19 protein-coding genes, 4 tRNA genes and 1 pseudogene are annotated in these 19448 nt (G+C 60.4%); 13 read left to right on the top strand and 11 right to left on the bottom strand.

The genetic code is table 11. The annotated features are described in order from the left end of the window. Window positions 1-66: 66 nt before the first annotated feature. Together ydiK and AB5Y82_RS01030 are read right to left on the bottom strand one after the other, a co-directional pair. Window positions 67-1152 (bottom strand): AI-2E family transporter YdiK, encoded by a 1086-nt coding sequence (ydiK, locus tag AB5Y82_RS01035; protein ID WP_236317082.1) that lies wholly within the window; start codon window positions 1150-1152, stop codon window positions 67-69. Next, complete coding sequence (locus tag AB5Y82_RS01030; protein ID WP_368173536.1) at window positions 1149-2537, bottom strand: phosphatase PAP2 family protein; 1389 nt, start codon at window positions 2535-2537, stop codon at window positions 1149-1151. The genes ydiK and AB5Y82_RS01030 overlap by 4 nt, the downstream gene beginning before the upstream one ends. A 185-nt stretch (window positions 2538-2722) precedes the next feature. On the opposite strand from AB5Y82_RS01030, the gene AB5Y82_RS01025 reads away from it, so the two are divergent. The 9 genes from AB5Y82_RS01025 (at window position 2723) to AB5Y82_RS00985 (ending at window position 10857) form a co-directional block, all read left to right on the top strand. Next, window positions 2723-3103, top strand: a complete 381-nt coding sequence (locus tag AB5Y82_RS01025; protein WP_005340143.1) for a hypothetical protein — start codon at window positions 2723-2725, stop codon at window positions 3101-3103. Window positions 3104-3359: 256 nt separating this feature from the next. Then, the gene (gene hslR / locus AB5Y82_RS01020; protein WP_005340141.1) at window positions 3360-3758 is read left to right on the top strand and encodes a ribosome-associated heat shock protein Hsp15; all 399 of its coding nucleotides are present in this window, start codon (window positions 3360-3362) and stop codon (window positions 3756-3758) included. A gap of 77 nt (window positions 3759-3835) precedes the next feature. Continuing rightward, complete coding sequence (gene hslO / locus AB5Y82_RS01015) at window positions 3836-4720, top strand: Hsp33 family molecular chaperone HslO (protein ID WP_005340140.1); 885 nt, start codon at window positions 3836-3838, stop codon at window positions 4718-4720. Window positions 4721-4869: 149 nt separating this feature from the next. After that, window positions 4870-6495 (top strand): phosphoenolpyruvate carboxykinase (ATP), encoded by a 1626-nt coding sequence (pckA, locus tag AB5Y82_RS01010; protein WP_005340139.1) that lies wholly within the window; start codon window positions 4870-4872, stop codon window positions 6493-6495. Between the two features lie 193 nt (window positions 6496-6688). Next, window positions 6689-7354 (top strand): GntR family transcriptional regulator, encoded by a 666-nt coding sequence (locus tag AB5Y82_RS01005; RefSeq protein WP_005340138.1) that lies wholly within the window; start codon window positions 6689-6691, stop codon window positions 7352-7354. 33 nt (window positions 7355-7387) lie between these two features. Continuing rightward, window positions 7388-9190 carry an aminopeptidase P family protein gene (locus tag AB5Y82_RS01000; protein ID WP_021231621.1) on the top strand — a complete coding sequence of 601 codons (1803 nt, stop codon included), beginning with the start codon at window positions 7388-7390 and terminating at the stop codon, window positions 9188-9190. Between the two features lie 87 nt (window positions 9191-9277). Then, complete coding sequence (locus AB5Y82_RS00995; RefSeq protein ID WP_111899877.1) at window positions 9278-9682, top strand: nitrous oxide-stimulated promoter family protein; 405 nt, start codon at window positions 9278-9280, stop codon at window positions 9680-9682. A gap of 112 nt (window positions 9683-9794) precedes the next feature. Continuing rightward, on the top strand, window positions 9795-10292 hold the full coding sequence (locus tag AB5Y82_RS00990) for a GNAT family N-acetyltransferase (protein ID WP_042079722.1): 498 nt from the start codon (window positions 9795-9797) through the stop codon (window positions 10290-10292). Between the two features lie 97 nt (window positions 10293-10389). Beyond that, a complete protein-coding gene (locus AB5Y82_RS00985; protein ID WP_005340126.1) occupies window positions 10390-10857 on the top strand; it encodes a glycine zipper 2TM domain-containing protein in 468 nt (155 codons plus the stop codon). Between the two features lie 82 nt (window positions 10858-10939). On the opposite strand, the gene amt is transcribed toward AB5Y82_RS00985, so the two are convergent. Further along, window positions 10940-12367: an ammonium transporter gene (amt, locus tag AB5Y82_RS00980; RefSeq protein ID WP_005355035.1), complete on the bottom strand. Its 1428-nt coding sequence runs from the start codon at window positions 12365-12367 to the stop codon at window positions 10940-10942. 505 nt (window positions 12368-12872) lie between these two features. On the opposite strand from amt, the gene AB5Y82_RS00975 reads away from it, so the two are divergent. Then, window positions 12873-13796, top strand: coding sequence for a GGDEF domain-containing protein (locus AB5Y82_RS00975; RefSeq protein WP_368173535.1), 924 nt, complete (start codon window positions 12873-12875; stop codon window positions 13794-13796). Between the two features lie 90 nt (window positions 13797-13886). Here AB5Y82_RS00975 and AB5Y82_RS00970 read toward each other — a convergent pair whose 3' ends face one another. Then, complete coding sequence (locus AB5Y82_RS00970; RefSeq protein WP_368173545.1) at window positions 13887-14507, bottom strand: outer membrane beta-barrel protein; 621 nt, start codon at window positions 14505-14507, stop codon at window positions 13887-13889. Window positions 14508-14755: 248 nt separating this feature from the next. On the opposite strand from AB5Y82_RS00970, the gene AB5Y82_RS00965 reads away from it, so the two are divergent. Further along, window positions 14756-15394, top strand: a complete 639-nt coding sequence (locus AB5Y82_RS00965; protein WP_201296124.1) for an exopolysaccharide biosynthesis protein — start codon at window positions 14756-14758, stop codon at window positions 15392-15394. A gap of 6 nt (window positions 15395-15400) precedes the next feature. Here AB5Y82_RS00965 and AB5Y82_RS00960 read toward each other — a convergent pair. The 7 genes and pseudogenes from AB5Y82_RS00960 to plsY form a co-directional block, all read right to left on the bottom strand. Beyond that, window positions 15401-15574 (bottom strand): annotated as a pseudogene (locus AB5Y82_RS00960) (helix-turn-helix domain-containing protein); the annotation flags it as partial. 384 nt (window positions 15575-15958) lie between these two features. Then, the gene (locus AB5Y82_RS00955; protein ID WP_111899857.1) at window positions 15959-17131 is read right to left on the bottom strand and encodes a nucleoside recognition domain-containing protein; all 1173 of its coding nucleotides are present in this window, start codon (window positions 17129-17131) and stop codon (window positions 15959-15961) included. 105 nt (window positions 17132-17236) lie between these two features. Continuing rightward, window positions 17237-17312, bottom strand: a tRNA-Asn gene (locus tag AB5Y82_RS00950). 8 nt (window positions 17313-17320) lie between these two features. Beyond that, window positions 17321-17396 (bottom strand) — tRNA-Phe (locus AB5Y82_RS00945). Window positions 17397-17399: 3 nt separating this feature from the next. Beyond that, window positions 17400-17475 (bottom strand) — tRNA-Thr (locus AB5Y82_RS00940). 52 nt (window positions 17476-17527) lie between these two features. After that, a tRNA-Phe gene (locus AB5Y82_RS00935) sits at window positions 17528-17603 on the bottom strand. Between the two features lie 47 nt (window positions 17604-17650). Continuing rightward, complete coding sequence (plsY, locus tag AB5Y82_RS00930; protein ID WP_368173534.1) at window positions 17651-18313, bottom strand: glycerol-3-phosphate 1-O-acyltransferase PlsY; 663 nt, start codon at window positions 18311-18313, stop codon at window positions 17651-17653. A gap of 157 nt (window positions 18314-18470) precedes the next feature. On the opposite strand from plsY, the gene folB reads away from it, so the two are divergent. Further along, window positions 18471-18842, top strand: coding sequence for a dihydroneopterin aldolase (gene folB, locus AB5Y82_RS00925; protein WP_068978960.1), 372 nt, complete (start codon window positions 18471-18473; stop codon window positions 18840-18842). Beyond that, complete coding sequence (gene folK / locus AB5Y82_RS00920; RefSeq protein WP_368173533.1) at window positions 18842-19351, top strand: 2-amino-4-hydroxy-6-hydroxymethyldihydropteridine diphosphokinase; 510 nt, start codon at window positions 18842-18844, stop codon at window positions 19349-19351. The genes folB and folK overlap by 1 nt, the downstream gene beginning before the upstream one ends. The last annotated feature ends 97 nt before the right edge of the window (window positions 19352-19448 follow it).

Here is a 19448-nt window from a genome sequence, read left to right as displayed (position 1 = left end):
GAGCCGCCCTTATGGGCGGCTCCTGGTATCAGCTATGGATGACTGAATCGTCTTTTTACTGAATCGTCACTCGGCCTTGGGCGCTTCAACCGCCGCACTCGCCGGTTGGTCATCTTCCTTGATCCAGGCATCCAGCAGGGTGTAGCCCACCGCCAGCACTACCGGGCCGATAAAGAGACCGATGATCCCCATGGTCAGCAAGCCACCGATTACCCCCACCAGAATGAGGATGAGCGGCAGGTCGGCGCCACGCTTGATCAGGAAGGGGCGCAGGAAGTTGTCCATGGTGCCCGCAATCAGTGACCACACCAGCAGGAAGGTGCCCCAGGTGGTGTCGCCGCTCCAGTAGAGGTAGCCGATACAGGCCAGCAGCACCGGGAAGGGGCCGATCTGGGCGACGATCAGCAGGAACATCACCACCACCAGCACCATGGCGTAAGGGATACCGGCAATCAGCAGGCCGACACCGGCCACCGAGGATTGCACCAGTGCGGTCACTACCACCCCCATCGCCACGGCACGGATCGCCTGTGAAGCGAGTACGGTGGCATTGTCACCACGCTGACCCGCCAGCCGGTGGGCGAAGCGGCGAATGCCGGTCGCCACCACTTCACCCGAGTGATAGAGCACCCCGCAGATACCGACCGTCAGCAGGAAGTGGACGAACAGCAGCCCCAGATTACCGGCCTGAGAGGCCAGCCAGCGGGCGGTCTGGCCAAAATAGGGGGCCAGCTTGGCAAACAGCACCTGACCACCGCTCGCCAGAATTTGCTGCCAGAAGTCATAGAGCTTGTCGCCCACCAGCGGGATCTGTTGCAACCAAAGCAGCTCCGGCGGCGGTGACTGGCTGATATGGGTACCCAGCTCGATCAGCATGGGCGCCTTCTCCGCCACATTGGCCAGCGTCATAAAGAGCGGGATGACGAACATCAGCAGCAGCACCAGCGTCATAAAGAGGGCCGCCAAGGTGCGCTTGCCCCACAACAGGCGCTGCACCATCAACATCAGCGGCCAGGTGGCGATGGTGATCATGGTGGCCCACACCAGCGCAGGCAGGAAGGGCTGCAACACCAAGAAACAGGAGATAATCAGGATGCTGAGAAACAGCACCCCCAGGGTTATCTTGGCCAAATCCACTTTTTTCACATTCATAGAGTTCCCTTGTCAGAGCCGTTGCCCTTGGGTCGAGTGTCGCATTTCAAGAAAGAGAGTATCCACCAGAGGCCAGCGCTCAACCAGAGCCCCAGCCCGAAAAAGAGCACAAACTGACCAAGCTGTATGGCCAGCGAACTGCTGGTCAGCAGCGGCAGCGCCCAGAGTCCCGCCCCGATCACCGCGCCCCCCGCCAGCGTAACCGCGCCAGTCACAATGGGGGGATAACCGCCGCAGGTCAGGGTAAGCAAACCGCCAACCCAGATCCCGAGAGCCGCCAGCCCGATCCCGGCCAGATGGGCCGACTGGGTCAGGCCCGCGCAAACCAGTGCTGCAGCGATCAGCAAGCCCCACACGGATGAACGCTGATCCAGCCGCCAGTAGGGGCGAACCGCCAGCAGCAAGGCGCCAATCAGCAGCCCCGCCGCCACGTCGGAGATAAAGTGCACCCCGAGCCAGACCCTCGCCAGACCTGTGGTCAGCGCCAGCAGCAAGGCCAGCGAATAGGCCAGCCCGCGCCGGGCAGGCCAGAGACAGCCAAGCAGCGCCCCCCAGAACAGCAGGGCCGAAGCGGTATGACCGCTCGGCATGCCAAAGCCTTGCGCGCTCTGGGCCGCCAGCAGCGGTTGCAGATGGAAGGGGCGCGGCCAGCCAATCCCCTCCTTGCTCGCCTGCACCAGCAAGCCAAGCCAGAGCATGGCGAACAGCAGCTGGCGCAACCGTGGCCACCCCAGCAGCGGGAGCAGCAAAGGTATCAGGGCAAGCTGAAAGCCGCCTGAACCAAACAGATTGCTGACCGACAGCCACCAAACATCGGGCCCCAGCCACTGTTGCAGACGCATCATCAGTGGGATCTCGACCTGATGCAGCGCATTGCCCTGCGCCACAAAATCGGCCTGCCAGCGCACCTCGCTCTCGGGCACCTTATCCAGTCGGGATTGCAGCCAGTCGAGCTGATCCGGGAAACGGCGCTGCTCGCGGGGCAGCTTGTTCACCGCGATCAAACGGGCATTGAGGATCTCCCCGCCCAGATTGGGGGCCTTCAGCAGCGAGACAAAATCGGAATCTTGCTGGGCGACGATGGGTTCCAGCGTGCGACAAGCGAAGATAAGCGCCCGCTGCCAGCGGCCCAACTCCAGCACCACCTCCCCCCGCAAGCCGGTCTCCTCATAGAGCTCGCGCAGCGCCGCCTGCTGCGGGCTCTCGCCGCCATCTATATAGCCACCGCTCAGGCTGTAGCGGGAGGAGATGCGATCCTGCACCAGCAGCAGTTGATCCTGATGGCGGATGGCGCAGGCCGCTGCCGTTGGGCCAGCCGGTTCGGCACTCAGGGCTGGCAGAGCGGCAAACAACGCCAGCAAGAGTAAAAAGAGGGTTCTCGACATCAATTTGCTTTCCCTATGCACAATGGCGACAAGCCTCCCAGAAATCAGATAGTTGGGCAACGGTAGCGGCCGGATCGCCGCCGTTCCCGCCGCGCTGGCGGTGCACGGAAGATTGCGATGAAGCAGGGCACTCCCTACTATTGGCGGCTATCTTCAATTTCATGCAGCAAACGCTGGAGCCCTCCATGAGACAGTTCGGCTTTTTCCTCGGCATCGCCATCGGTGTCATTTTGATCCTGTTCGGCAGCATCGTCATCTTCCAGGCGCTTCCTGCCGCACTGGATGTACTGGAGATGCCAAGCCGCATCCCGTTCGTGCGCGAGGTCTACACCTGGCTGATGACCAGCGCCAACGGCCTGACCGCCCAGCTGGAGCAGAACTTCCTGGAAGCCTTCCAGACCGTGCTCAAGCTGATCCTGCTCATCACCTTCATGTGGGTCTGCGTCAAGCTGGTCAACATGGGGGTGCTGATTATCCGCGCCGGGGTTGATCTCATCCGCACCGCCATCGCCCACAGCGAAGGCCCCCACGACCAGAAGAAGCCGGATCAGCACGATCACTTCTGACTCTGACATGGTCGATGGATGTGAACGCTGCCGCCCCCAACCGGGGCGGCAGTGTTATATGCGCGGTATGAAGGCCCCTCCCAGCCCCCATGGATACCCGATAAAGCAGCGGCTTTCCCTTGTGAATCAGCAAACTGCCCATATGTTGCATCACCTTGACATGGTTTGCGCCCCGCGCGGCGGCTGCCCGGTTTCTATCCCGACCCCGTGCTCTGGTATAATCGACCACCTCTTTTCCCCGTTATGGAGCCTGTTCATGCCCAATCATGCAGAAAGTGCCCTCGAGGTTCGTCTCGACAAGTGGTTGTGGGCGGCCCGTTTCTACAAGACCCGCTCCATTGCGCGGGATCAGATCGACGGGGGCAAGGTGCACTACAATGGTCAGCGCAGCAAACCGGGCAAACAGGTGGAAGTGGGTGCACTGATCCGCTTCTGGCAGGGGCAGGACGAACGCGAAGTGCGGGTGCTGGCCTTGAGCGAGCAGCGCAAATCGGCCCCGCTGGCCCAGCAGCTCTATGAAGAGACCGCCGAGAGCCTGAAAAAACGGGCCGAAAACAGCGAGGCGCGCCGCTTCAACAGCCAGTTTGCCCCCAGCCCCGAGCGCCGCCCCGACAAGCAGGAGCGACGCCAGTTGCTCAAGGTCAAACAGTACTGACCGACCCCGATTTGATACCGGGCTGGCATCAACCCCAGCCCGCCCGATTTACCTCACCGAAAAGCCAGGAATACATGATGAGCAACCAAGATCTGCTGTATCGCTATCTGTTTGAAGAGTACGAAGTGCGTGGCGAGCTGGTCCAGCTGGATCACACCTACCGCCACGTAGTGGAAGCCCAGAACTACCCGGTGCAGGTGCAAAAACTGCTGGGCGAGCTGCTGGTCGCCACCAGCCTGCTGACCGCCACCCTCAAGTTTGAAGGCTCCATCACGGTGCAGCTGCAGGGCGATGGCCCGGTGCGTCTGGCCGTGATCAACGGTGACAACAACCAGCAGCTGCGCGGCGTGGCCCGCTATGAAGGGGAGCTGCCGAGCGATGGCAAGCTGCAGAGCCTGATTGGTAATGGCCAGCTGATCATCACCATCACCCCGGAGCAGGGCGAGCGCTATCAGGGCATCATCGCGCTGGACGCCGACACCCTGGCGGGCTGCCTGGAGCACTACTTCGCCCGCTCCGAACAGCTGGCCACCAAGCTGTGGATCCGCACCGGCTATCACGAAGGTGCGCCGCGCGCTGCCGGCATCATGCTGCAGGAGCTGCCCGCCCAGAGCGAGGATCACAGCAACGACTTCGATCACCTGACCCAGCTCACCAGCACCATCAAGGATGAAGAGCTGTTCGGCCTGCAGGCAGAAGAGATCCTCTACCGTCTCTACCATCAGGACAAGGTGCGAGTGTTCGATCCGCAGGCGGTCGAGTTCCGCTGCACCTGCTCCCGCGAGCGCTGTGAAGGGGCTCTGCTGCAGATAGAAAAGGAAGAGGTCATGGAGATGGTGCAGGAGCTCGGCAAGATCGACATGCACTGTGATTATTGCGGCGCCCAGTACCAATTTAATGGGATCGATGTCGAAACCCTGTTCAGCAGGGCTCCCGGCAATGATGCAAACCAGTTACACTAATTAAAGGCGGGCAAAACCCGCCTTTAACTTTAATAACAAAAAAATACCCTATTTTATAAAGTTTGATGGCGATCGCTAAACTCTACCACCTAAGTGATAGGATGACCGTCAGATAGAACCCTACCAACCTCTGAACCCAGGAGAATACAATGACAATCGTGGCAGAACCCACCCTGGCCCAACAATTAGGACTGGACCAGTACGGCATCAAAAACAGCCAAGAAATCGTTCGCAACCCCTCTTACGAGCAGCTTTTCGCCGAAGAGACACGCCCTGACCTGGAAGGGTTCGAGCGCGGTGTTGTGACCGAGCTGGGCGCCGTCAACGTAAACACCGGTATCTTCACCGGTCGCTCCCCGAAAGATAAATATATCGTCAAAGATGCCACTACCCAGGATACTGTGTGGTGGTCTGACCAGGGTAAAAACGATAACAAAGCCATTACCCCGGAAGTGTGGTCACATCTGAAAGGGCTGGTCACCAAACAGCTCTCCGGCAAGCGCCTGTTTGTGGTCGACGGTTTCTGCGGTGCCAACCCGGATACCCGCCTGGCCGTGCGCATCATCACCGAGGTGGCCTGGCAGGCACACTTCGTGAAAAACATGTTCATCCGCCCGAGCGATGAAGAGCTGAAAACCTTCAAGCCTGACTTCGTGGTGATGAACGGTGCCAAGTGCACCAACCCGAACTGGAAGGAGCAGGGTCTCAACTCCGAGAACTTTGTTGCCTTCAACATGACCGAGAAGATGCAGCTCATCGGTGGCACCTGGTACGGTGGCGAGATGAAGAAGGGCATGTTCTCCATGATGAACTACTTCCTGCCCCTGCGCGGCATTGCCTCCATGCACTGCTCCGCCAACGTGGGTCAGGACGGCGACGTCGCCATCTTCTTCGGCCTCTCCGGCACCGGCAAGACCACCCTCTCCACCGATCCGAAGCGTCAGCTGATCGGCGATGACGAGCACGGCTGGGATGACCACGGCGTGTTCAACTTCGAAGGGGGCTGCTACGCCAAGACCATCAAGCTCTCCGAAGAGGCTGAGCCGGACATCTACCACGCCATCCGTCGCGATGCGCTGCTGGAGAACGTGACCGTTGCTGCCGATGGCACCATCGACTTCGATGATGGCTCCAAGACCGAGAACACCCGCGTCTCCTACCCCATCTATCACATCGACAACATCGTCAAGCCGGTCTCCAAGGCAGGTCACGCCACCAAGGTGATCTTCCTGACTGCCGACGCCTTCGGCGTGCTGCCTCCGGTCTCCAAACTGACCAAGGAACAGACCAAGTACCACTTCCTGTCTGGCTTCACCGCCAAACTGGCCGGTACCGAGCGCGGCATCACTGAGCCGACTCCGACCTTCTCCTCCTGCTTCGGCGCAGCCTTCCTCTCCCTGCACCCGACCAAGTACGGTCAGGAGCTGGTAAAACGGATGGAAGCGGCAGGTGCAGAGGCCTATCTGGTCAACACCGGCTGGAACGGCACCGGCAAGCGCATCTCCATCAAGGATACCCGCGCTATCATTGATGCCATCCTGGATGGCTCCATCGAGAAGGCCGAGACCAAGGTGCTGCCAATCTTCAATCTGGAGATCCCGACCGCGCTGCACGATGTGAACCCGGCGATCCTCGACCCGCGCGACACTTACGCCGACAAGGCCGAGTGGGATGCCAAGGCCGTCGATCTGGCAGGGCGCTTCATCAAGAACTTCGAGCGCTTCACCGATAACGACGAAGGCAAACGTCTGGTTGCGGCAGGCCCGCAGCTGTAACAGGCTCGCTTCGTATCAGTGACATCATGCCGGTCAGCCACGCTGACCGGCATTTTTGTTTTTGTGGAGCCTCGAACGCCGCCATCGCCCCCGTTAAAGGGGCCAAAACCTTGCCTTTGCCTATTGTGACAGGTTAGATTCAGCCAAACTTTATACAATATACAATTCTGTAACGCCCAATCGTGACTCGACCATGACCCCACCCTACAAGACCCGAACCCAGATGGTGATGGAAAACCTCCGTGGCCGGATCCTCCGTGGGGAGTTCCCCGCTGGCGCCCCCTTGCGTCAGGATGCCATTGCCAAAGAGCTGGCCGTGAGCCGCATTCCGGTGCGCGAAGCCCTGATGCAGCTGGAAGCGCAGGGGCTGGTGAAGTTCGAAGCCCATCGCGGCGCCGTGGTCACCATGCTGGACGCCTCGGCCATTGAAGAGCTCTTTTATTTGCGAGCGCTGCTGGAAGCCGATACCCTGTTTCACGCCGTCGACAAGATGACGGAAGCCACCTTCGCGCAAGCGGAGGCGATCCTCGCCCAGTTTGATCACGCCCTGGAGTCAGGCACCCAGATCGAACATTGGGCCGAGTTGAACCACAGCTTTCACGCCACCCTCTATCAGGCAGCCGGTCGCCCCCAGGCACTTGAACTGATCGCCCAGATCAATCTGAGCTGTGACCGCTATGTCCGCTTCGAGCTGCTGTTTGCCAGCGACGGGGTGGACAAGGCGGAGCGTGAACACGCCCAATTGCTGGAACTGTGCCGCGCCCGGCGCAAGCACGAGGCGGTGGTGCTGCTCAGGCAGCATATCGAAGCGGCAGGTCAGTCGATCAAGCGGATCCTGGCCAGCGGCCATAAAAACTGAACACTCATATAGCAACCATCTGGCACTAACGACATGAATAATTTCGAGATAATTGAAACCCGCGTCGCCCAAGTCAGGGCCGAGCTGGCCATGCAGGAGTTGGACGCATTTATCGTCCCCCACGATGATGAGCACCTCGGCGAGTACATCCCCGCCTATGCCGAGCGGCTTGACTGGATCACCGGTTTCAACGGCTCTGCCGGGGTCGCCATCATCATGGCCCAGCGGGCAGCCCTCTTTGTCGATGGTCGCTATACGGTGCAGGCGCGGATGCAAACTCCCGCCGAACTGTTCGAATTCCTCCACCTCATTGAAAATCCTCATGTGCAGTGGCTGGCCGAACAGCTGCCGTCAGGCTCCCGGGTTGGCTTCGATGCCCGCCTGCACAGCCTGACCTGGTACAAGAATGCCAAGGCCGTGCTGGCCGACCGCGGTATCGAGCTGATCCGCGTCGAGCAGAACCCCATCGACCTGAACTGGAGCGATCGCCCGGAGCCGACCAAGAGCCCGGTCATCCTCTACAGCGAGGAGCTGGCAGGCCAGTCCAGCCAGTCCAAACGTGAACAGCTGGCGGCCGACCTGCGCAAGCGCGGGCTGGATGCCGTGCTGCTGACCCAGGCCGAGCCCATCAACTGGCTGCTCAACCTGCGCGGCCGCGATATCGACCGGTTGCCGGTGGTGCTGGGCTTTGCCGTGCTCTACGCCAACACCAGCATGGATTTCTTCGTCGATACCGACAAAATTGACTGCTTCGCCTTCACCCAGCACGTGGGGCAGGATGTCTCTGTCTACCCCATCGACAAGCTGGGCGACGTGCTGCAACGCATCGGTGAAGATCAGCAGAAGGTGCTGGCCGATCCGGACAGCGCCAACGCCTGGACCCAGCTCGTCATGGAAGAGGCGGGCGCCATTCTGGTGGCTGGCCAAGACCCCACCATGCTGCCGAAAGCGTGCAAAAACGAGATCGAGCTGACCGGCATGCGTGCCGCTCACCTGCGTGATGGCGTGGCCATGACCCGCTTCCTCGCCTGGCTGGATCGGCTGGTCGCCTCCGGCGAGTTCGAAGGGGTGGATGAAGGCACTCTGGCCGATCAGGTGGAAGCGTTCCGCCGCGAGCAGGAGCACTACGTCGAGCCGAGCTTCGATACCATCTCCGCGCTCGGCCCCAACGCCGCCATGTGCCACTACCACCACACCAATGGCACCCCGCGCGCGTTTGGCCAGGACAGCCTCTATCTGCTGGACTCCGGCGCCCAGTATATGGATGGCACCACCGACATCACCCGCACCATCAAGGTGGGTGAGGTGAGCGACGAGCAGAAAGCGATGTTTACCCGCGTACTGCAGGGTCATATCGCGCTGGATCAGGCCCGCTTCCCGCGCGGCACCGCCGGAATTCAGCTCGACGTGCTGGCCCGCATGCCGCTGTGGCAAGCCGGTTACAACTACGACCACGGCACCGGCCACGGCGTCGGCCACTTCCTGAGCGTCCACGAAGGGCCCCAGCGCATCGCGCCGAAAGGGAGCTTGGTCGCCCTGCAACCGGGCATGGTGCTCTCCAACGAGCCGGGCTACTACCGCGAAGATGGCTTCGGTATCCGCTGCGAGAACCTGGTAGTCGTGACCGAGCAGGAACAGGTTGGCGAGCTGCCGATGCTGGGCTTCGAGCGGCTGACCTACGTGCCGTTCGATACCCGCCTGATCGACCGCAGCCTGCTGAGCCCGGCCGAATTCCGCTGGATCAACGAATACCATGTCGAGGTGTTCCGCCGCCTGAGCCCACTGCTCGAAGGCGAGGATCTCGCCTGGCTGGAGCAGGCAACCAGCCTCATCTGATGACACAGGGCCTGCGGGCCCTGTTTTTTATCCCCCCTTTTGACCTGTATCAACACCCAAAGTGAGCAGGTCAGGAGAATGGCGGCCATGAAAAGTCATCATGCCAGCCCAGCCCGGGGCTCACACGCCGCAGCCAGCAAAAAGGCGAGTGACCACCCCAGACTCATGCGCGAGCAGCAGACGGTCAGCGCCATGATCCGCCTCTACTGCCAGCACCATCATCAGGATCCCCATTGCCACCACTGTCGCCAGTTGCGGGATTTCGCTCATCAGCGCCTTCGTCGCTGCCGTTATGGCCACGGCCACAAACCCACCTGCGCCAACTGCAATATCCACTGTTACGCACCGGCGATGCGCAAACAGATCCAGCAGGTGATGAAGTGGAGCGGCCCGCGCATGTTGCTGCGCCACCCCTGGCTCACCCTCCGCCACCTGCTCGACGGCTTGCGCAAGGCCCCCAAACTGCCCCAGAGCCGCCCCCTGCCGCCATAACCGCCAATCCCTTGCATCCGGCAGGGGATGACCACTACCCTATGACTCCTTTTTTGCCGTTGACCCCAAGGTCAGCGGCGTTGCCGATCCGTTTGCTGCCAATGGAGTCCTGATGCACCACAACCCGCCCCTGCTACGCACCGCTACCCACCATGACATGCACGCCATCTGGCAGATCGATGCCAAGGTGTTTGGCGAAGATGTCTATCCCGCCTTCTTCTTCCGTCAGGCGATGGATTTGTGGCCCGAGTTGTTGCTGGTGGCCGAATACGAGGGGCAGCTGGTGGGGTATGTACTGGGGGGATTCGGTCAGGAGCGGTCGCAAGGCTGGGTGCTCTCGCTGGCGGTGCTGCCCGAGGCGCGCGGTTTCGGCCTCGCGGAGCGGATGATGCGCCAGATGGAGGCCAACCAGCAGGCGCTGCAGATCAGCGAACTGCGGCTCACAGTCGATCCGGCCAATCCGGCCCAGCGCCTCTACTACCGGCTCGGTTACACATTGCAGGCGGAAATAGCCGACTATTTCGGCCCCGGAGAAGACCGTCTGCTGCTGGTTAAAACCCTCTCCGGTACAGCTGCGATTCAAGGACAAAACCGGTTACAGAACGCATAATTGGTTACATTTTGCCGATTTCATGTGTGACGGGGTTGGAGTAAAGTTCACTCATCAACCGGATTGTTCAAATTACGTGCAGCCCAGGAGGCCCACCATGTTGAAGCGTATGACCCTTATTGCCCTGCTGGCAGCAACCACCATCACCGGATGCGCCAACAGTGACGTTTACTCTGGCGATGTTTACACCAAAGACCGCGCCAAACAGGTGCAGACCGTCAGCTACGGCACCATCATCTCCACCCGCCCGGTGAAGATCCAGGCCGATGAGAACTCCCTGATTGGCACCATTGGCGGCGCCGTAGTCGGTGGCCTGCTGGGCAGCACAGTCGGTGGCGGCACCGGACGCGACATCGCAGCCGCAGGCGGCGCCATCGCCGGTGCAGCGGCAGGCAACGCCATCGGCAACAAGATGAATCAGGTCGACGGCGTCGAGCTGGAGATCAAGAAAGAGAACGGCGAAGCCATCGTGGTGGTGCAGAAAGCCAGCCCCACCTTCACCCCGGGTGCTCGCGTGCGCATGACCCAGGGCAATGGCAGCATCAACGTGGCCGTCGTGAACTAAGCGTGTGAACTCAGGCTTTGCAGCTTTAGAGTCATAAAAAAACCGCCGGTTCCGGCGGTTTTTTGTTGTCTGGCATTCGGGATTACATGCTGTAAGCCTTCTCGCCGTGGGAGGTGACATCCAGCCCTTCCCGCTCGGCATCGCCGTTCACCCGCAGACCCACCAGCATGTCGACCGCCTTGAAGGCAATCGCCGCCACGGCACCGGACCAGAGCAGGGTGACACCGACCCCGATAGCCTGGATCTTCACCTGAGTCAGGATGGAGTAGCCCTCGGCAACCTGATTGGTGACATAGTCCCACACCCCGGTACCGCCCAGATCCGGGCTGGCAAAAACGCCGGTCAGCAGGGCGCCGAGAATACCGCACACCCCGTGTACGCCAAACACGTCCAGACTGTCATCGGCACCCAGCAGGCGCTTGAGACCGTGGACCCCCCACAGACCCGCCACACCACTGATAAGTCCCATCACCAGACCACCGCCCACACCGACGAAACCGGCTGCCGGGGTGATCACCACCAGACCGGACACCGCACCGGATGCGGCCCCCAGCAGGGAGGGACGGCCCTTCATCACCCACTCGGCCAGCGTCCATGAAAGAGCTGCTGCAGCCGGTGCCACCCAGGTGTTGATAAAGGCGAGTGCGGCGATACCGTTGGCTTCCAGCGCGGAGCCCGCGTTGAAACCGAACCAGCCGAACCAGAGCAGGGAGGCACCGATCATGGTCATGGTCAGGCTGTGGGGGGTCATGGGATCACGACCGTAGCCCAGACGCTTGCCCACCAGATAGGCACCCACCAGACCCGCCACGGCGGCGTTGATGTGCACCACTGTGCCGCCTGCAAAATCCAGCGCACCATGCTGGAACAGATAGCCGGCAGTGGCGGTCGCTGTGGCCGCAGCCTCGGCGCTGGTATAAGCATCCGGACCCGCCCAGTACCACACCATATGAGCCAGCGGGATATAGGCGAAGGTGAACCAGATCACCGAGAAGAGCAGCACGGCAGCAAACTTGATGCGCTCGGCAAACGCCCCCACAATAAGGCCGCAGGTAATGGCGGCAAAGGCCCCCTGGAACACAACATAGATCAGCTCGCTGATCCCGACCCCCTTGCTGAAGGTGGCGGCGATGGAGTCAGGGGTTACACCCTTGAGCAGCACCTTGCTGAAGGAGCCGTAGAAATTGCCCCCCTCGGTAAAGGCCAGCGAATAGCCGTAGATCACCCAGAGCACGCAGATGAGGCAGAACAGGGTAAAGACCTGCATCAGCACGCTCAGCATGTTTTTGGCCCGCACCAGACCACCGTAGAAGAGGGCCAGACCGGGGATCGACATCAGGATCACCAGCGCCGCCGAGAGCAGCATCCAGGTGTTGTCACCCTTATTGATTGTCATGGCGGCAACCGGTGCCACCGCCGCCTGTACCTGAGCGACCTCTTCGGCCCAACTTGGGGTAACCAGCAAGGCAGGCAACATCGTCAGACCCGCCATCATCCATTTTTTGACCATAGAGCACTCTCCTTCCCTGTCGTACCGGTACAAGACCGGCTCCGTTTCCCTGATTGAATCTGTGGCGAACCGCAAGGTGTTGCTGCAACCCGCCAGAATCACACCCGCGCCCGGCACGGGGATGTCTCTTGCCACTTCCTCATCACTGCGTCTGCCGCCGATGACCGCAAGAGACCGTCTGACATGTAAAAAGCATAAAGCGGGCCACAAATATAAATCCTTTTAAATCATTGCATTAGAAAGATCATACATCATCAACGCACCAATTTGGCGCATGAGCTGCGCTAACCTGCCCAGGGTCGCCCTGTCACAGGGCAGGCGATACTTCACGCACCAGAAGTGCGCAAACCCTGAGCCAGCCCACAAGCTGACGTCATAGATATCGCGCGCTGCGGGCCCGCTCGTTTACACTGACAGACCAGCCGTTTCATGTTATCCGACCACGGCATGCCATTACACAGCCCCTTGTTTGCAACCTGATGGCAGGCCCAATCCGAGGAACACCATGCAGTTCGATCGTCTCGACATCAGCCTCTCCCACTACCGTCATCTCGACCGGGAGCATCGCGCCCACATCGCGCTGCTGGGGATAGTGATGCTGGCCATCATGGCCCTACATCTGTTGCTGCTGCCCCACTTCCCCTACGAGCGCTTTTACGCCGTCAGCTTTGGCTTCGAGGTGATCAACTGGCTCACCATGCTGTTCCTGTTCTGGGTGGTGCAGTGCGCCCACCTGCCCATCCACACCTACCGCATGCTCTCCTGCGGTCTGATGTTGTGGATCATGGGGGCCACCGCCGACATCATGGATGAGCTGGTGGCGCAGCCACTCTGGCTCGCCATCTATGCCGAGGATTTGCTGCGATCCAGCGGCATCCTGCTCAGCAGCATCGGTATCCTGAGCACCATGCACCACCTCTTCCACATCAATACCCAGCTCAGACAGCAGGCGCTGTTCGACGATCTGACCCGGCTGCCAAACCGGCGCTATTTTCATCAGCAGCTGTTTCTGGAACAGGGGATTTGCCACGCTCTCATCCTGCTGGATCTCGATCACTTCAAGCTGATCAATGACAACTACGGCCACGATATCGGGGATCGGGTGTTGCAGCAGTTTGGCGAGCTGTTGCAACAGCACTGCCCACCCGGTGCGCTGGCGGCCCGTGTCGGGGGTGAAGAGTTTGCCCTGCTGCTGCCCGTCGCCCACGAAGCCGAGCTGCAGCAACTGGCCAACACCCTGCTCACTGCGACCCGCACCATAGCACCCGACCCGGCCCATACCATGACGGTCAGCCTGGGAGTGGGGATCCGCGAGCCCAAGGAGCCGGCAGTCTCGCTGTTCAAACGGGTGGATCAGGCGCTTTATGGCGCCAAGGAGGCGGGCAGAAACTGCGCGGTATGGGCGACGCCGACTAATAAAGAGGCGTGAAGAGCTGCCGATTGATTGCCGATCACGGCGGAAGATTGCTGCTGATACAGGGGCCCAAGGGCCCCTGTTTCATGGGGAAAATCCCCCCGCCTAAAAGCGGAGGGTAAGACCGATATTGGCCTGCCACTGGGTTACCAGCTCCCCGCGCACCTTGAACACGCACTGCTCAGGGTTGCAGAGAAACTGGTTGTTGTCGTTGACCAGCGAACCATAGCCGCGCACCTCGGCCCGCAAGGCCAGATGCTCGGCGAGGCGCGGTTGCACCCCGAGCGCCAGCGACATGGAAGGAGTCACCTCGCTGTCGTAGGCGGCAAAGCGGGTCACCCCGATCCCGGCGCCGATGTAGGGCGCCATCAGGTTGTCAGAGAGGGTCAGCGCACCGGCAAAGTGCAGGATGTCCACCGTCAGGCGATCCGGCAGGTCGGGAGAGAGGGTGGTGGACTGGTGGCTGTAGAGCAGCTCGATCATGCCGGGATCATCCACCTCCTTGCTGATAAAGAGGCCCCAGCTGCCGGAGCTCTGCCCCTGCAGTGAATCAAACGATGCAGAAAGCGGCACCGGCTGCACCTCATCGATCTTCTCGAAGTCGATGGCTGAGCTGTAGCCAAAAAATGGCGTCACCTGCCAACCGGATGTGGTCGCGGCCTCGCTACTCCAGGCCTGCCCCAGTGGCAGCAACAGCCCCATCATCACTATCCCGGCTCTCTTCATCATCCCCTGCTCCCTGTGTGATTGTGCAGAAAGCATACCAGAGGCGTCCTATGCCCATCCTAAACGGCGGCTGTACCGGATCACTTTCATCGCGGGATGTCCCTCTCGCCGGAACCTCTGCCGAGCCGCCCCACTGGCGCCGCTATGCGCCCCTGCCACCATTCATCGACGGTTAACCTCTGCCACGTATGCTGGCGCCAAATCGGGTCATCGGGGCCCGTTATCACTACTCAGAAGGACATCAGGGAATGGTTGCCGCGCAACTTCACGACCCCCAAACCACCCTCGCGGATACCCTGCGGGCCACCGCGCATGCCATCGACGAGAGCCACATCAGCCTGCGCCAGATGCTGGAGCTGGTGGGCGAACAGGGAATGCTGCTGTTTTGCGTGCTGCTCACCGTCCCCTTCCTGCTGCCGGTCTCCATTCCCGGGGTCAGCACCCCGTTTGGCCTGCTGATCCTCTTTATCGGCATCGGCATCACCCTCAATCGGGTGCCCTGGCTGCCCGCCATGCTGATGGAGCGCCGCTTCGCCGCCGACCAGCTCAAGCCGACCCTGCACAAGGGGGCGGATCTGCTGGCCCGGGTCGATCGCGTTATCCGCCCGCGCCTGCTGGTGCTGACCGGCAGCAACACGGTCAACCGCTGCAACGGCCTGCTGATCATGCTGGCCGCCCTGCTGCTGATGCTGCCCCTGGGCGCCATCCCGTTCACCAACGCCATGCCTGCCTGGGCCATCCTGCTGCTTGCCACTGGCATGTTGCAGCGGGATGGTCTGTTCGTCGCCAGCGGCTATCTACTGGTAAGCGCAACCCTGGTCTGGTTCAGCGTGCTGGCCATCGGCTTGCTGATGGCAGGCCAGAGCGCCACCAGTTTGCTCGGCTAACCCGACGGGCAATTTGTCGAGCAATCCCTCGGCGCCATAGGTCTGGTAATTACGGCGAATTTCGTAGAACTGCTGACGGCTGTAGCCGATGAGCTTGCAGGCTTTGCTGACATTATTGAGCTCTTTGGCAAGCTCTAGCAGGCTGAGTTTGCGACGTGCTACTTTCTCGTTGGTGGTCATACGGTGACTCCGGATAACACGGTAGGGGTACCGTTTTGTTATCCGGTTTGAAGCCGTATGACCACTCCCTTTTGTGGGCAACTGTCAGGTGAATACCATCTCCATACAGAAAAGAGGCTCGATAGTAGCAAAGAACCCCCTTGGATTCCTTGTTGGTCGTCACATGGTGCCTGTTGGCTTGAGCGTTAACTCAGCAGCAAAGACCAGCGAAATGGCCGGTCGACGAACACACCTATCTACTCATCTTTGTGACGCAGCGCTCCACGTACATACCCTGGCCACAAAGACCTGATATAGACCGTAACGGCTTATGGTACTGTAACTGACAACCACAAATGCAAAGAGGCTCTGAAGAGCCTCTTTGCATTTGTGTCTGAACCCGACTCAGCCCAGTAGCAGATAGAGCTGATGCGCTGCCACACCGGCGCACAGGCCACCGATAGTGTGGGCGACGATGGCGCGGGAGGTGAGGTGGCGATAGCCGAGGGCATCGAGCATGGCGGTGTGGGTGCTCAGGAAGCCACTCCAGCACATCCCCATGGCGGTAAACACCGCGACCTCGTTACCGGTGATCCACCCTTTGGCAATAAAAGGCGGCACCAGCGACATGGCGGCACCGACCGCACCGAGGGAGGTAGCCGGGAAGGCGACCAGCTCCGGCTGCTGGAAGCCGAACAGCAGGTCAAACAGCCAGCTCACCTTGGCGGCCAGCACCGGCAGCAGGGCTACCCCCTGAAACGCTTCGCCGGTATAGCCCTTGTCGCCCGGGCCAAAGGTGAGCAGCATCACGAAGGTACTGATGATCAGCACCCCGGGGAGCACCGCCATCCCCAGCTCCACACCGGATTTGCCACCATCAAGCAGAGAGTTGAGGATCCGCAGCCAGCCGGGAGCCGCCTCTTTGGTCACTCCCACCTTGGGGCCGTTGCCCACAGGCTGGTCATCGTTCAGCACTTCCCCCACCAAGGGGCGGATCATCCGCTGCATCAGCCGGGTAGAGACCACCGAGCCCACCAGAGCACCCAGCAACCCAATCAGCGCCGCGCTGGCAGTGGATTCACCGCTCGGCAGCTGCAAGGTGGCCATAAAGGTCACCACGATAAGCCCCATGCCGAAGGCGGTGCCGAAGTTGGTGAGCGACACCAGTTGCCACGGAGTGAAGCCCTTGCGAAAGCGGCTGTCCTTGGCGAGGCTGATCACGGCCGGGTTGTCGGAGAAGAAGGTCATCAGGGCCGCCAGGGCGGTGCGACCGGGCAGGCGAAACACCGGCTTCATCAGCGGGGCCAGCAGTACCTCCAGCAAGCGGATCACCCCGAACTCGCTCAAGAGCTGGCTCAGGGCACCGGAGAGCACCGTGATCCCCATGATAAAGAGCACGGTATTGAGCAGCAGCTGGTGGGCGGTATTGAACAGGGTGTTGACCATGGCAGAGAGGCCCATCTGGCTGCCGAGGTAACCGAACAGGCTGCCGAGAATAAGCAGCACCAGCACGGGTTCCATCCAGTTCCGAATGGCGGCAAGTCGCCCCTTTGACTCTATAACTACATGATTTTCCATATCTATCCTGCGGTTCATCTGTGCGTGTATGGTTGTTTTTATGGTTAAAAAATGGCTGCGCCAAATAGAAAAAAGCCCTTGTCTTGCGACAAGGGCTTTTTGAATTGGCTCCTCCTACTGGACTTGAACCAGTGACATACGGATTAACAGTCCGCCGTTCTACCGACTGAACTAAGGAGGAATTGTAATTGGTGCCCAGAGACGGAATCGAACCGCCGACACGGGGATTTTCAATCCCCTGCTCTACCGACTGAGCTATCTGGGCAAATGGTGCCGGCTACCGGAATCGAACTGGTGACCTACTGATTACAAGTCAGTTGCTCTACCTACTGAGCTAAGCCGGCACACTTTAAACCATTGTGCATGAACAAATTTTTTATTTCATGGCACCAAAATTGGTGCCCAGAGACGGAATCGAACCGCCGACACGGGGATTTTCAATCCCCTGCTCTACCGACTGAGCTATCTGGGCGTGGGCGCTATTAAACGGATTTTAAGGCGGATGGTCAACGGGAAATTTCACTTTTTGTCTCGTTCGTCTCTTTTTTGCGCAACATCGTCCATTTCTGCCACTTCTTCGGCACGGGCCGCGCCTTTTCGCCCCCAGACTCTGGGTTCCTCCCCCTTGAGCAGGCGGGAGATATTCTCGTGATGGCGGATCAGAATGAGGCAGGAGAGCAGGGAGACTGGCAGGGTATATTCGGGTTTGAGCAGATAGGTAAAGAGCGGCGTCAGCAGCACGGTAATGATGGAGGCCAGCGAGGAGTAGCCACTTACCAGCAGCACCAGCAGCCAAGTGCCAATCACGGCGCCCCCCATGGTGAAACCGATGGGCATCATGGTCCCCAGCGCCGTCGCCACCCCCTTGCCACCACGAAAATGAAAGAAGATGGGGTACATATGGCCGAGACAGGCGGCGACCCCGATAAAGCCGAGGTAGACGGGTTTGATCTGCAGATACCAAGCGAGATAGACGGGCACAGTACCCTTGAGCACATCGAGCACCAGCACCACCAGCGCCGCCATCCGGCCACCGAGGCGCAGCACATTGGTTGCCCCCGGATTGTGGGAGCCATGATCCCGCGGGTCGGGCAGACCGGTGCAGCGGGAGACCAGCACAGCACTGGATAGTGAACCACCCAGGTAGGCCAGAATAATCATCAAAATCGTCAGGGCCGTCATCTTGGTCGTTTTTACCACGATATGAATGGGGTATGATGCGGGCCACATACGCTGGCATGGGCCCATGCCCACCCAGAGCGCCTCGGCAAGCCTGTTGCCCGGCCAGCATCCCTGCGCTGTCATCACAGCCCATCAAGAGTAAAGAAGAAGTACAGTCATGGACAAGGTGTTTATTCGCGGACTCGAGGTTTTGACCACTATCGGTGTATATGAGTGGGAAAAGGGCATTCGCCAGAAGCTTCGCTTTGACCTCGAGATGGGGTTCGACAACCGCCCCGCAGCAGCAACTGACGATATCAAGCTGGCATTGGATTATGCCGACCTCTCCAACAAGATTTGCGCCCATGTCACCGGCAAGGTGGTCGAGCTGGTCGAGACCATGGCCGAACAGGTCGCCATGCTGGTGCTGGATGACGAGCGGGTGCAGTGGGTCAAGGTGACCCTCACCAAACCGGGCGCCGTGCCCAATGCCGCTGGTGTCGGCGTCGAGATCCTGCGCCATCGCACCCCGGCCGCGAGCAGCAACTGATGACCACCATCTATATCAGCCTGGGTTCCAACATCGAGCGGGATCACCATATCCGCGCCGGACTCGATGCCCTGCACGCCGAATTTGGCGAACTGCGGGTCTCCCGGGTATTCGAGAGCGAGGCGGTTGGCTTCAACGGCCGCCCCTTCTACAACCTGGTGGCCGCTGCCGAGACCGAGCTGCCGCTGGCCACCGTCTGCCAGCGACTGCGGGCCATGGAGTTCGCCCACGGCCGCGAGCCGGATGCCAAGAAGTTCGCCCCGCGCACCCTGGATCTCGATCTGCTGCTCTATGGCGATCTGGTCTGCGACACCCCGCTGGTGCTGCCGCGCGGTGAAGTGCTCACCAACGCCTTCGTGCTGTGGCCGCTGGCCGAGCTGGCCCCCGCACTGCGCCACCCTGTCGATGGCCGCACCATGGGCGAGCTGTGGCAGGCTTATGACAAGGCCTCCCAACAGCTGTGCCCCATCCCCTTTCATTGGGAAGCGTGCGAATTGCAGCATCACTGATCGACAAGGGCGCCTCACGGCGCCCTTGTCGTTTATAGCTAAATAAGAGGGCCCGGCCCTGCGAGGCTGGCAGGGTAGCGCCCACTACAGGAGAACC

This window comes from Aeromonas sp. s13, from assembly GCF_040907905.1.
In the GTDB taxonomy this organism is placed as follows: domain Bacteria; phylum Pseudomonadota; class Gammaproteobacteria; order Enterobacterales; family Aeromonadaceae; genus Aeromonas; species Aeromonas veronii.
This window is presented reverse-complemented; position numbering and strand designations above follow the sequence as displayed.